The following is a 12,425-nucleotide window of genomic DNA, read 5'->3' as shown; positions in this document are numbered from 1 at the left end:
CCGTGCCCAACGTGTCAGCGTCTTGCGTTCCTCGTCGGTCAACACCACAGCGGCCACCGGCCGACCCGTCCGAGCCATCGGACAAATCTACACTTACTCAACGAACTTCAGGCGCAGGACACTAGACGTGCGTGGGGTAGGGCTTGAGCCGGACCTCGTCGTGCAGTCGGACGCCGTTGCGGTTGAGCTTCGTCAGCGCCCGGCCGATGGGCAGGGGGAGGCGGTTGAGCAGGCGGGCTCCGTTGCGCAGCAGCCAGACGTCCCTGCCGGTCGTGGGGAGCAGGCGTTTGGCGGCGGTAAGCGCGAACGCCCTGCTGCGACGGACGTAATCCCCGATCTCGCTTTCGTAGGCTTTGAAGGCGTCGGTGTGGTTCCGGTGCGCGGCCGTTTCGTTGGCCAGCACGTACGCCCCCACCACCGCGAGACTGGTGCTACCGCCCACCGCCGGCCCCGGGCAATACCCCGCGTCCCCCACGAGCGTCACCCGATCCCGAGACCAGGTGTCCTGCCGCAGCTGCGTGATCGAGTCGAAGTAGAACGTCCCATCATGCTCCAACCACGGCCCCACCTCCGCCATATCCGCGTACGCCTCCCGCAACAACTCCTTCTGCCGCTCAACATCCCGGTAGTGGTACTCGAGCTTCCCGCTCCGGAACAGAAACACCGCCCTCGCGTCCGACAGGTGCTCCGCCGTGTACACCGCCGCCATCCGCCCCGCCCGCAGGTGCAGAAATGTATGGTTCGGTGAACTAAAATTTTTAGGCAGGGAAAGCACTGCCAGGTAGCCGCCGATGAAGTGGTGCGGGACCTCGCCGAAGACCAAGCGGCGGACGTTGGAGTGCAGCCCGTCTGCGCCGACGACCACGTCGAAGCGGCGGGGTGCGCCGTGTTCGAAGGTCACCTCGCCTTCGGGGGAGATGTGGGTGATCGAGTCGCCGAAGACGTACTCCACGTCGTCGCGGGTGGCGTTGTAGAGGACCTCGCTCAGGTCGTCGCGCATGATCTCGACGTGCCGGTCCGACAGCGTGCTGAAGAACCGGCGCAGGTCGACGTCGACCGGGCGGGCGCCGGACGTGTGCACGGTCAACGCGTCGGTGCCGGTCTTGAGGTCGAGGACCTCGGGTAGCACGCCCATCCGTTCGACGATGTCCATCGCGGGCCGGAACAGGTCCACCGCGTGGCCCCCGGTCTTGCGCAGCGCGGGCGCGCGTTCGACGACCGTCACCTCGAACCCGTGACGGGCCAGCCAGTACGCCAACACCGGTCCGGCGATGCTCGCGCCGGAGATCAGAACCCCCATGTCACTACCTCCTTACTTAACGGATGGTAAGTGAACGGTGATGATCGCGCCAGGCTTACCGACTGTTAAGTCAGGGCGGTCCACTGGTCGGTTGTCGCGGGGCTTGCTGGCCCGTAAGTCGATGGCCGGGTTGCTGATCGTTCAGTCGGTGGTGGGGTTGCTGATCGTTTAGTCGGTGGTCCGGTTGCTGATCGTTCAGGCGGTAAGATCGCCCGAAAGGGTTACCGACCGTTTAGTCGGTAAGCTGCGGCAATGGCTAAGGGTCGGTCCGACACGAGGGAGCGCGCGCAGGCGGTGGCGCGGGAGCTGTTCCTCAAGCAGGGGTTGCAGCGCACCAGCCTCCAGGAGATCGCGGACCGGCTCGGCATCACCAAACCCGCGCTCTACTACCACTTCTCCTCGCGCGAGGCGTTGGTCCGCAGCATCATCGAGCCGCTGTTCGAGGACGGCGACGCCTTCGTGGCCGCCGCCGAACGGGAATGGCCCGCGCCGCGCGACCTGCTGGAGCACTACTTCGCGCTGCACTACCACCACCGCGACGTGGTGGCGCTGATCGTCCAGGAGCTGACCGCGCTGAACGACCTGGGCCTGGTGGGCAAGATCTTCGACTGGCGGCACCGGCTCGCGCATGTGCTGCTCGGTCCGGAACTCTCGTTCGACGAGGAGGTCCGGGCGACGGTGGCGCTGGGCGGTATCGCGGACACCGTGATGGTGTTCCCCGATGCGCCCTTCGAGGAGTTGCGGGACGCGGCGGTGGACGCCGGCTTGTCCACGTTGGGGCTGTAACCCCTCACATGCCGGACCTTCACATCCCGGCCTGGCCGAGCTTCCAGTAGCCGCTGAACATCACCGACCGGCGGTCGAGCCCGCGTTCCTTCACCAGATGCCGGCGCACGGCGGTGGCCAGCGCGCACTCGCCGCACGCCCACGCGAAGCCCACAGTGGACAGCGTGGCGGCGCGGATCGCTTGTAGCACGTGCGAACCGGGCGCGTCCTCGCCCCGGTACAGCAGGCCGTGCACGCGCTGGCCGTCGACGGGCTGGCCGTCGACGGGCTCGCCGGGCCGCTGATCGACCGGGTGGTCAGGGCGTTGATCGAAGGCGTGTGCCGCAAGGCGATCTGGCCGACGCGGCTCGCGTCCCTGTGGTCCCAGGTGTTCGGCGCGGCCCTGCAGAGCGCCAACGTCGAGGAGGACACCTTCGGCACCCGGGTCGCGACCGTGGCCGTGCCCGCTCGCGCGCCAAGGTGTCGGAGCGCACGACGAGCGGGCACGGCTGGGGATCCGGCTACTGGTGAACGGGCTGCTCCATCACTTCGTCGAACCAGCCAGCACGCCCTGGACGAAATAGCGCTGGAACCCGAGGAACACCGCCAGCGGCACGATCATCGACAGGAACGCGCCGGTCGACAGCAGGTCGATGTTCGTGCCGAACTGGCGCAGTTGCGCCCGCAGCGCCACGGTGATCGGCGCGGAGTCCTGGTCGGCGAACACCAGCGCCACCAGCAGGTCGTTCCACACCCACAGGAACTGGAAGATCGTCAACGACGCGATCGCCGGCTTCGCGATCGGCAGCACCACCCGCTTGAAGATCACCCACTCCCGGGCGCCGTCCATCCGCGCCGCCTCCACCAGGTCCTTCGGGATGCCCACGAAGAAGTTGCGCAGCAGGAAGATCGCGAACGGCAGCCCGAACGCCACGTGGAACAGCACCACGCCGGCGATCGTGCCGAACAGGCCCAGCGACCCGAACAGCTTCGCCACCGGGATCAGCGCCACCTGGATCGGCATCACCAGCAGGCCCACCACCAGCGTGGTCAGCCAGATCCGGCCGGGGAACTCGATCCACGCCAGGCCGTAGGCGGCCAGCGCCGAGATCACCACGACCAGCACGGTCGACGGCACGGCGATGTAGACGGTGTTCAGGAACGACCGCAGCACCGTGGAGTTGCCCACCAGGTCGGCGTAGTTCGCCAGGGTCAGCTCGGACGGCTTGGTGAAGATCGTCCACCAGCCCGACGCGGTGTTCGCCGACTCCGGCCGCAGCGACGCGATGAGCAGGCCGAACACCGGCACCAGCCAGAAGATCGCCACCAGCGCGAGCAGCACCTGCACCACGCCGCTGCCCAGCCGCGACACCACCCGGGACGCCAGACCCCGCCGGGGCGCCCCGCTCACCGACACCTCGACCACGGTCACGACTGCTCCCGCCTGAATCGCCTGATGTTGAACAGCATCGCCGGGGCCACCAGCAGGAACAGCACCACGGCCAGCGCGCTGCCCACGCCCTGGTCGCCGCCCGCGCCGAACGACACCTGCCACATCTGCAGGGCCAGCACGTTCGCCTCCTCCTGCACGGAGCCGGGCGCGATGACGAACACCAGCTCGAAGATCTTCAACACGTTGATCACCAGCGTCACGAACACCACCAGCAGCACCGGCGACAGCAGCGGCACGGTGACCCGCTTGAACACCTGCCACTCGGTCGCGCCGTCCACCCGGGCCGCCTCCAGCGCGTCGCGCGGGATCGCGGACAGGCCGGCGGCGATGAACGTGATCGCGAAACCGGTCATGATCCAGATCCACGACGAGATGATCACCGGGGTGATCAGCGACGGCCCCAGCCACGTCAGGCCCCGGAACGGCAGCGCGAAGTTCGACGGCGGCATCCGCAGCGTGTAGTCGCCGGAGGTGAGGTCGGGGAAGGTGAACCGGCCGTCGTTGCCGGTCGTGGTGCGCCCGACGACCTGCCCGTCCCGCACCGCCTCCACCACCAGCCCCGGCATTCCGCGCTCACCCTGGTCGAGCTGCCCGGCCTTGCCGCCCACCGACACGTCCAGCCACACCACGCCGCGCAGCTCGCGCGCGTCGGACGACGGCTGCGACGCCGGGGACGCCTCCTTGGGGATCTGCCCCGGCTGGAAACCCACCAGCGGCACGGACACCGCCGTGCCCGGCGCGAACGTCTTGGTGGAGGTGAACCCCTCCTCCGCCGGCGTGAACGGCTGCCCGTCCCGGGGCCGCGCGCCGGGGTAGGGCGACGGGTCGGAGAACAGGTCGTGCACGCCGACCGTCACCGCGTTCACCACGCCCTGCTTCGGGTCCTCCTCGTAGACCAGCCGGAAGATGATGCCGGAGGCGAACAGCGAGATCGCCATCGGCATGAACAGCACCAGCCGGAACGCGGTGGCCCACTTGATGCGCTCGGTCAGCACGGCGAAGATCAGGCCCAGCCCGGTGACCACGGCCGGCGCGACCACCACCCAGATCACGTTGTTCTTGAACGCGGTGAGCGTGCGCGGGTCGGTGAACAGGTTCACGTAGTTCGACACGCCCACGAACGTCGAACCGGACCGGTCGAAGAAGCTGCGCACCAGCGAGTACACCAACGGGTACAGCACCAGCGCGGACAGCACGAGCAGCGCGGGCAGCAGGAACGGCACCGCCTGGCGCGGCGAGCGCCCGGGGGTGGGGTCGACGGCGAGCTTGCGGCGACCCCCGCCGGCCCGGGAGCCGGCGGGGGACCGCGTTGCGGTGACGGTCACTTCTGGTACGCCTTGGCCGCTTCGGACTCCAGGCGCTGGAGCGTGCCGTCGATGTCGGCGGGGTTTGCCAGGAAGTCCTGCAGCGCCTTCCACTCGCCCGCGCCCTTCGTGCCGCCGAACGCCGCCGGCGCCAGGTCGGACATGTCGAACCGGACGTTGTCGCCCGCGTCGACCAGCTGCTTGGCCAGCTCCCGGGTCACGTCGTCGGGGTAGTTGTCCTCGGGGATGTCCTTGTTGGGCGACAGGAACCCGCCCAGCTGCGCCCACACCTTGCCCGCGTCGGGCGAGGCGAGGAACTTCATCAGCTCGTTGGTGGCCTCGTCGTCCTTGAGCTGCACGGCCACGTCACCACCGGCCACCACGGCGTCCTTGCTGCCGCCGATCGACGGGAACTTGAAGAACTTCGCGTCCTCGCCGACCTTCGCCTTGGTGTTGGTGGTGATCACCGACGCCACGAAGTCCGCCTCGAACACCATCGCGGCCTTCGGCGGCTCGCCGAACACGTTGATCACCGACTTGGGGAACTCGGTCTGCAGCGCGCCCGCGCCGCCGCCGTCGACCAGCCGCGGGTCGCCCCACAGCTGCGCCAGGGTCTCCAGCGCCTTGCGCACCGACGGGTCGGTCCACGGGATCTCGTGCTTGGCCAGCTTGTCGTAGTTCTCCGGGCCCGCGGTGCGCAGGTAGACGTTCTCGAACCAGTCGGTCAGCGTCCACCCGTCCGCGCCGCCCACCGACACCGCGGCCTGACCGGTGTCCACCACCGCGCGGCCGACCTTGAGGAAGTCCTCCCAGGTCTTCGGCGGCTCCGCGCCCACCTGCCCGAACGCCTTCTCGCTGTACCAGACGGTGGACTTGTTGGCGGCCTTGAAGTAGACGCCGTACAGCTTGCCCTCGAACGTGCCGAGCTTCTTCCACACCGCGGCGTTGTGCTCGGTGACCAGCTTCTCGACGTCGGCCGACAGCGGCTTGAGCGAACCGGCCTTGGCCAGCTGCTCCACCAGGCCCGGCTGGGCGACCAGCGCCACGTTCGGCGGTGTCCCGCCCTGCACTCTGGTCTGCAGCACGGTCGGCAGCTCGTCACCGGCCGGTGTGTAGCGCACCTCCGCGCCGGTCTTTTCCTTGAACGCGCTCAGCACCTGCTCGAACCGCAGCTGCTCGTCGCCGGACCAGGTGCCGACCACCTCGACGGTCTGCCCGCTTAGGGACTTGCCGTCCCCTCCGCCGGCGGTCGTCCCGCCCCCTCCGCACGCGGTCAGCGTCGCGATCGCCGCGACCAGTGCGGCGGTCACCTTCAAGCGGCTCATTCGGATTCTCCTGACGTGTCGGTCCACAGCGACAACCCGGTGGCCGGGTCGAAGAAGTGCAGTCGGGACGTGTCCACCCACGTGGCCACCGGCTGGCCCTCGTAGATGTGCGTGCGGGGCGAGAAGCGGCCCACGAGGACCACCCCGCCGGCCTTGGGCAGGTCGGCGGTGCCGTCGTCCTCCGCGAGCGCGCGGGTGTCGTCGGTGACCACGGGCGCGGCGTCGACCGGGAAGTGCACCAGCACGTCCGAGCCCATCGCCTCGACCAGGTCGGCCACCGAGTGCAGGATCGACCCCTCCTGCGCGTCGGCCAGCGCCGCGTCCTCCATGTCCTCGGGCCGGATGCCGAGGACCACGTCCCGGCCCGCGTACTCGGCCAGCACGGGGCGGGCCAGCAGCACGGACTCGGGCAGCAGCAGCGCGTCCGATCCGACGGTCACCCAGTAGTGGCCGTCGTCGTCGCGGTCCAGCCGCGCGGTCACCAGGTTCATGCCCGGCGACCCGATGAACCCGGCGACGAACAGGTTCACCGGCCGGTCGTACAGCTCCTGCGGCGGGCCGACCTGCTGCAGGACGCCCCGCTTCATCACCGCGACCCGGTCGCCCAGCGTCATCGCCTCGGTCTGGTCGTGCGTGACGTAGACCGTGGTGACGCCGAGGTCGCGCTGGATCCGCGCGATCTGCGCCCGCATCTGCACGCGCAGTTTCGCGTCCAGGTTGGACAGCGGTTCGTCCATCAGGAACGCTTGCGGCGCGCGCACGATCGCCCGTCCCATCGCGACCCTTTGGCGTTGTCCGCCGGACAGGTTGCGCGGTTTCCGGTCGAGGTGCTCGTGCAATTCCAGCACTTCGGCCACCTCGCGGACCCGCTTGTCGATCTCCTTCTTCGGCAGCTTCCGCAGGGTGAGTCCGAACGCGATGTTGTCGTACACGTTCAGGTGCGGGTAGAGCGCGTAGGACTGGAACACCATCGCCACGTCCCGGTCCCGCGAGGGCACCTCGTTGACGACCTTCTCGCCGATCCGGATGGCGCCCTCGCTCACGCTTTCCAGGCCCGCGATCATCCGCAACGCCGTGGTCTTGCCGCACCCCGAGGGGCCGACCAGCACCAGGAATTCCCCGTCGCGGATTTCCAGGTTGAGGTCGTCGACCGCGCGGGTGCCGTCGACGTACACTTTCCCGAGACCGCTCAGAACGACTTCCGCCACGCCCGCTCCTCGTGCGCGGCCCCGCGGGGCCGCACAATTGCAATTCCCACCGCGGTGTGATCCGCGGCACCCTGGATTTCGGTGGAGCAGACAGTAGCCGGAGGTTCCCTAAGGGATCGTTAAGGGCCAGGCACGGTTGCGATAAGTCGCAACAACCCGCTAACGCCCCGGCAACCCGGCATCGGCAGGCCTTACCCTGCCTGACATGTCCAAGGTGCTGCTGGTCGAGGACGACCCGGTGGTCCAGGCGGCGCTGGTCCACGCGCTGACCGACCTCGGGCACGACGTGCGCGCCGTCGGCACGGCCGTGGCCGCCCTGCGCGAAGCGGGCACCCGCGAGCCGGACCTGGTCATCCTCGACCTGGGCCTGCCCGACCTCGACGGGGTCGCCGCGCTGCGCATGCTGCGCGGGGTGAGCGACGTGCCGGTCATCATCGCCACCGCGCGCGGCGCGGAGAGTTCCGTCGTGGGCTCGCTGAACGCGGGCGCGGACGACTACATCGTCAAGCCGTTCTCCGCCGAGCACCTCAACGCCCGCATCAACGCCCTGCTCCGGCGCACCACCGCCGGCGCCCGCCCGGAGAAGCGGGACGTGCTGGCCGTGGGCGACCTGCGCGTGGACCTGGCGCAGCGCCAGGCGTTCCGCGCCGAGCAGCCCCTGTCGCTGAGCCGCCGGGAGTTCGACCTCCTCTCCTACTTGGCGGAACGACCGGGTCGGGTCGTGCCGCGCCGTGAGCTGTTCCAGGCGGTGTGGGGGCAGCCGTACCTGGGCGACGACAAGACCATCGACGTCCACGTGTCGTGGCTGCGCAGCAAGCTGGGGGAGACCGCCGCGAAGCCGCGCTACCTGCACACCGTGCGCGGTGTCGGGTTCAAGCTGGTGGCGCCGGAATGAGAAGCCTGCTCACCCGTGCGCTGGGGTGGTCGGCGACGCTGGTGGGTGTCCTCCTGGTGCTGGGTGCGGGTGTGCTGCTGGTCGAATCGGCCCGGTCACGGGCTGCCGCGGCCGACCGGCACGAGGTGACCACGGTCGCCGCCGTGCTGTCGGTGACGACCGACCCGGACGCGGTGCGCAGCGCGCTGGCCCGGACGGCCGCCGGAGCGGAGGGCCGGTTGGCCGTGCACCTGCCCGACGGCAGCACCATCGGTTCCGGCCGCGGATCGGTGTCCTCGTCGGGTGAGGGCTTGACGCCGGTGTCTACTGTGGATGGTCGGCGGGCGGTGGTGGAAGTCTCGACCCCCGCTCCCGTCGTCACGGCGGGATTGGTGGCGCGACTGGCCGCACTGGTGGCCGTGGCCGCCTTGGCGGTGGTCGGCGCGGTCGCGTTGGGGCGGCGGGTGCTCGCCCCGGTGATGCGGGCCGTGCGGACGCTGGCCGACACCGCCGAGGAGATCGCCCACGGCGACGGCAAGGTGCGGATCAAGGCCGACGGCCCGCCCGAGCTGACCGCGCTGGCCGCCGCCATCAACGCCGCCGCCGATCGCACCGAACGCCTGCTGGCCAAGGAGCGGGAGATGATCGCCGACGTCTCCCACCGCCTGCGCACACCGCTGACCGCGCTGCGGCTGGACGCCGACGCCATCGGCGCGGGCCCGGTGGCCGACCGCATCCGCAGCGCGGTGACCGCGCTGGAGCACGACGTGGACCGGATCATCGAGTCGCTGCACCCGGTGGCGACGGCGGCCGAGCCCGGCAGCTGCGACGTGGCCGAGGTGGTGAAGGCCCGCATGGGCTTCTGGTCCGCGCACGCCGAGGACCAGGGCCGACCCTGCGAGGTGGACCTTCCCTTCGAGCCCACGCCCGTGCTGTTGTCGGCGGACGCGCTGGGCGCGGTGGTGGACGCCTTGCTGGAGAACGTCTTCCACCACACCCCGCCGCGCACGCCGGTGACCGTGGCGGTGGTCAAGCACGCCGGGTGGGTCACCCTCGTGGTCGAGGACGGGGGCCCGGGCATCGCCGACCCGGAACGCGCGCTGCACCGGGGCGCCTCGGGCGGCGGGTCGACGGGGCTGGGTCTGGACATCGCGCGGGCGGCGGCCGAGGCGACCGGCGGCACGATCCACGTCGAGCGGGGAAGGCTCGGCGGGGCGCGCATCCGGATGCGGTTCGGCGAGGCCCATAGCCACCACGCGCCCGCGAGCCCCCGGGCTTGGCGGCTGTGGCGCGGGCGGGCCTGAGCGCACGAGCGCCAACGAGCTGGGAGTGGGTCGGGAAAGCGGCATCATGGCGATCACTCCTGGGGTTCGTGGTTCGCGCCCGACGTCTGTTCTGAGCGCACGTCAACTGTAACCCCGAGCGGCCAAAACATGCCGTCGCTGGATCAGGTGATCTTGCTTGAGTCGTCGTCGGCGGCCTGTTCGCTGGCCTGCCACCGCACGCTGGTCACCGTCGGCTCCAGGCTCAGCCGGGACACGGTCGACTCCATCTGCCGGTCGTCCCGCCGGTCGCCGGACAGCTCCGCCAGCACCTCGACCAACCCGTCGCGCTGGTTGCGCGACGCGATCGACAGCAGCCGGAAGTCCGTGCGGGTCAACGACTGCACCAGCAACGCCCGCACGTGCGCCTCGGCGTCGTCCCGGGTCGTGGCCCGGAACGTGTAGTGCGTGGGCGCCTCGTCGCCGCTCTCCGGGCGGCGGTTCACCGCCCGCCCCAGCGAGCGCAGCAGGACGTTCACTGCCACCACGGCGACCGTGCCGACCGCGGCCACCAGGTGCAGCCCCGCGCCGGCCAGCGAACCGACCGCCGCCGAGCACCACAGGGTCGCCGCGGTGTTCAGCCCGCGCACGTTCAGCCCGTCGCGCAGGATCACGCCCGCGCCCAGGAACCCGATCCCGGACACGACCTGGGCCGCGACGCGGGTCGGGTCCGCGGACCCCGGCACGTCGCCGAACCCGTGCGCCGACAGCAGCACGAACAGCGTCGCCCCGACCGCGACCAGGGCGTTGGTCCGCAACCCGGCCATCCGCGCCCGGTACTGGCGCTCGAACCCGATCAGCGCGCCCAGCCCGAGCCCCGAGCCGATCCGCAGCAGGATGTCCACGGTGGTCATTTCCGCGTTCACCTCCCGGTGTGTCCTTCGAATGGAGTCCGTTCAGCGCGACCAAGCCTTGCCGCACAAGGGCGGCAAGGCGACGTGACGAGCACGGGTCAGCGCGCGAAATCCACCGATGGGGTGAGCGCGCCGACGCGAGGTCCGTCACTCGGCATGGGCCACTCACCTCCCAGGGGGTCCGCTGAAAAACCGTCCGCGAGGCTACTCCACGGTCACGCTCTTCGCGAGGTTGCGCGGCCGGTCGATGTCCCGTCCCAGCGCCCGGGCCAGGTGGTAGGCGAACAGCTGGAGCGGCACGGACAGCGTGATCGGGGTCAGGGCCTCGTGCGCCTTGGGGATGCGGATCACGTCCGTGGCCAGGTCCGGCGGGAGGTCGGCGTCGGTGACCGCGATCACCGGCCCGCCGCGCGCCTTGATCTCCTCGATGGTGGAGATGTTCTTGCTCAGCAGCTCGTCGTCCGGGATCACCACCACCGACGGCATCTCCGGGTTGATCAGCGCCAGCGGGCCGTGCTTCAGCTCGGCCGACTGGTAGGCCTCGGCGTGCAGGTAGGAGATCTCCTTGAGCTTCTGCGCGCCTTCCCGCGCCACCGGCCACCCGCGCACCCGGCCGAGGAAGAACATGTGCTGCGCCCGCGCGTACTTCCGGGCGATCTCGGCGATCTCCGGCTCAGCGCCGAGGATCTTCGCGATGGTGGCGGGCAGTTCGGCCAGGCCCGCGACCACGCGGCGGCCCTCGGTGATGGACAGGTCGCGGACGCGGCCCAGGTCCAGCGCGAGCATCGCCAGCGCCACGCCCATCGTGGTGAACGACTTGGTCGCGGCCACCGACACTTCCGGCCCGGCGTGCAGGAAGATCCCGCTGCCGCACTCCCGGGCGATGGTGCTGCTCACCGCGTTGACCACGCCGATCACGTGGCCGCCCTTGCGCTTCAGCTCCTGCACGGCGGCGAGCGTGTCCAGGGTTTCGCCCGACTGGCTGATGGCGACGTAGAGGGTGTCCGGGTCGACCACGGGGTTGCGGTAGCGGAACTCCGAGGCCGGCTCCGCGTCGGCGGGGATGCGCGCCAGTTCCTCGATCAGGCCCGCGCCGACCTGCCCGGCGTAGTACGCCGACCCGCAGCCCAGCAGCTTGACCCGGCGGATGCGCTGGTAGTCCTGCGGGCTCAGGTTCACCCCGCCCAGCCGCGCCGACTGGAACCGGTGGTCCAGCCGCCCGCGCAGGCAGCGGTCCACCGCCTCGGGCTGCTCGGACATCTCCTTGTACATGAAGTCGGGGTGCTCGCCCAGCTCGTACTCGGCGGTCGCGACCTCGATCGACGTGGGGGACTTGGTGGTCGACCGGGCGTCCATGGTGCTGGTGCGGTAGCCCTCGGGGGTGACCGTGGCCAGCTCGTCGTCGTCCAGGTAGATGACCTGCTGGGTGAACCTGACCAGCGCGGACACGTCCGAGGCGACCAGCATCTCGTGCTCGCCGACGCCCAGCACGACCGGGCTGCCGCGGCGGGCGGCGACCAGCTCACCGGGCCGGTCGGCGTCCATGACGATCACCCCGTAGGTGCCTTCGACCTGGCTCAACGCCTCGCGGACGGCGTCTTCGAGGGTGGTCTTGGCGCTGCGCGCGACCAGGTGGGCCAAGACCTCGCTGTCGGTGTCCGAGGCGAGCGTGACGCCCTGCGCGGTGAGCTGGGCGCGCAGCCGGTCCGAGTTCTCGAACACGCCGTTGTGGACGATGGCGATGTTGCCCGACGTGTGCGGGTGGGCGTTGACGTCGTTCGGCTCGCCGTGCGTGGCCCACCGGGTGTGGGCGATGCCGACCGTGCCCGCCATCTCCGGCGGGACGACCCTGCGCAGGTCGGCGACCCGTCCAACGGTCTTGGCGACCTGGAGCGCCTCGCCCGCGACGGCCACGCCCGCCGAGTCGTAGCCCCGGTACTCCAGGCGGTGCAGGCCCTCCAGCAGGAGGGGCACCGCGTCCCGGGAGCCGACGTACCCGACGATTCCGCACATGTGGTTC

General features: G+C 70.3%; 11 protein-coding genes. 3 read left to right on the top strand and 8 right to left on the bottom strand.

The window, feature by feature from the left end:
• Positions 1 to 121 precede the first annotated feature (121 nt).
• Entirely contained in the window at positions 122 to 1,300 is a 1,179-nt protein-coding gene (locus RIN75_RS19260; protein WP_309113338.1) for an FAD-dependent monooxygenase, read from the bottom strand.
• A gap of 252 nt (positions 1,301 to 1,552) precedes the next feature.
• Between RIN75_RS19260 and RIN75_RS19255 the strand changes: the two genes are divergently transcribed.
• Positions 1,553 to 2,086, top strand: coding sequence for a helix-turn-helix domain-containing protein (locus RIN75_RS19255; RefSeq protein WP_309113337.1), 534 nt, complete (start codon positions 1,553 to 1,555; stop codon positions 2,084 to 2,086).
• A gap of 19 nt (positions 2,087 to 2,105) precedes the next feature.
• Here RIN75_RS19255 and RIN75_RS19250 read toward each other — a convergent pair whose 3' ends face one another.
• The 5 genes from RIN75_RS19250 to RIN75_RS19230 form a co-directional block, all read right to left on the bottom strand.
• The gene (locus RIN75_RS19250; RefSeq protein ID WP_309113336.1) at positions 2,106 to 2,321 is read right to left on the bottom strand and encodes an SIP domain-containing protein; all 216 of its coding nucleotides are present in this window, start codon (positions 2,319 to 2,321) and stop codon (positions 2,106 to 2,108) included.
• Positions 2,322 to 2,609: 288 nt separating this feature from the next.
• Entirely contained in the window at positions 2,610 to 3,497 is an 888-nt protein-coding gene (locus RIN75_RS19245) for a carbohydrate ABC transporter permease (protein WP_309113335.1), read from the bottom strand.
• The gene (locus RIN75_RS19240; protein WP_309113334.1) at positions 3,494 to 4,843 is read right to left on the bottom strand and encodes an ABC transporter permease subunit; all 1,350 of its coding nucleotides are present in this window, start codon (positions 4,841 to 4,843) and stop codon (positions 3,494 to 3,496) included. Before RIN75_RS19240 ends, RIN75_RS19245 begins: the two co-directional genes overlap by 4 nt.
• Positions 4,840 to 6,147 (bottom strand): extracellular solute-binding protein, encoded by a 1,308-nt coding sequence (locus tag RIN75_RS19235; RefSeq protein WP_309113333.1) that lies wholly within the window; start codon positions 6,145 to 6,147, stop codon positions 4,840 to 4,842. The genes RIN75_RS19240 and RIN75_RS19235 overlap by 4 nt, the downstream gene beginning before the upstream one ends.
• On the bottom strand, positions 6,144 to 7,355 hold the full coding sequence (locus RIN75_RS19230; RefSeq protein WP_309113332.1) for a sn-glycerol-3-phosphate ABC transporter ATP-binding protein UgpC: 1,212 nt from the start codon (positions 7,353 to 7,355) through the stop codon (positions 6,144 to 6,146). Before RIN75_RS19230 ends, RIN75_RS19235 begins: the two co-directional genes overlap by 4 nt.
• Before the next feature lie 205 nt (positions 7,356 to 7,560).
• Here RIN75_RS19230 and RIN75_RS19225 point away from each other — a divergent pair, with 205 nt between their 5' ends.
• Positions 7,561 to 8,250, top strand: a complete 690-nt coding sequence (locus RIN75_RS19225) for a response regulator transcription factor (protein ID WP_309113331.1) — start codon at positions 7,561 to 7,563, stop codon at positions 8,248 to 8,250.
• The gene (locus RIN75_RS19220) at positions 8,247 to 9,533 is read left to right on the top strand and encodes a HAMP domain-containing sensor histidine kinase (protein WP_309113330.1); all 1,287 of its coding nucleotides are present in this window, start codon (positions 8,247 to 8,249) and stop codon (positions 9,531 to 9,533) included. The genes RIN75_RS19225 and RIN75_RS19220 overlap by 4 nt, the downstream gene beginning before the upstream one ends.
• A gap of 143 nt (positions 9,534 to 9,676) precedes the next feature.
• Here the strand turns inward: RIN75_RS19220 and RIN75_RS19215 are convergent, their stop codons facing one another.
• Positions 9,677 to 10,405 carry an MgtC/SapB family protein gene (locus RIN75_RS19215; protein ID WP_309113329.1) on the bottom strand — a complete coding sequence of 243 codons (729 nt, stop codon included), beginning with the start codon at positions 10,403 to 10,405 and terminating at the stop codon, positions 9,677 to 9,679.
• Between the two features lie 204 nt (positions 10,406 to 10,609).
• Complete coding sequence (gene glmS, locus RIN75_RS19210; protein WP_309113328.1) at positions 10,610 to 12,418, bottom strand: glutamine--fructose-6-phosphate transaminase (isomerizing); 1,809 nt, start codon at positions 12,416 to 12,418, stop codon at positions 10,610 to 10,612.
• Between the last annotated feature and the right edge of the window lie 7 nt (positions 12,419 to 12,425).

Origin of the sequence: Saccharothrix sp. (assembly GCF_031180885.1) — a bacterium.
In the GTDB taxonomy this organism is placed as follows: Bacteria; Actinomycetota; Actinomycetes; order Mycobacteriales; family Pseudonocardiaceae; genus Actinosynnema.
The sequence above is the reverse complement of the archived record's forward strand: the minus strand, read 5'-3'. Positions and strand labels throughout refer to the sequence as shown.

Coding starts and splice junctions, on each gene's coding strand:
- RIN75_RS19220 (WP_309113330.1), top strand. CDS start 8,247: ATGAGAAGCCTGCTCACCCGTGCGCTGGGGTGGTCGGCGACGCTGGTG.
- RIN75_RS19235 (WP_309113333.1), bottom strand. CDS start 6,147: ATGAGCCGCTTGAAGGTGACCGCCGCACTGGTCGCGGCGATCGCGACG.
- glmS (WP_309113328.1), bottom strand. CDS start 12,418: ATGTGCGGAATCGTCGGGTACGTCGGCTCCCGGGACGCGGTGCCCCTC.
- RIN75_RS19225 (WP_309113331.1), top strand. CDS start 7,561: ATGTCCAAGGTGCTGCTGGTCGAGGACGACCCGGTGGTCCAGGCGGCG.
- RIN75_RS19260 (WP_309113338.1), bottom strand. CDS start 1,300: ATGGGGGTTCTGATCTCCGGCGCGAGCATCGCCGGACCGGTGTTGGCG.
- RIN75_RS19255 (WP_309113337.1), top strand. CDS start 1,553: ATGGCTAAGGGTCGGTCCGACACGAGGGAGCGCGCGCAGGCGGTGGCG.
- RIN75_RS19215 (WP_309113329.1), bottom strand. CDS start 10,405: ATGACCACCGTGGACATCCTGCTGCGGATCGGCTCGGGGCTCGGGCTG.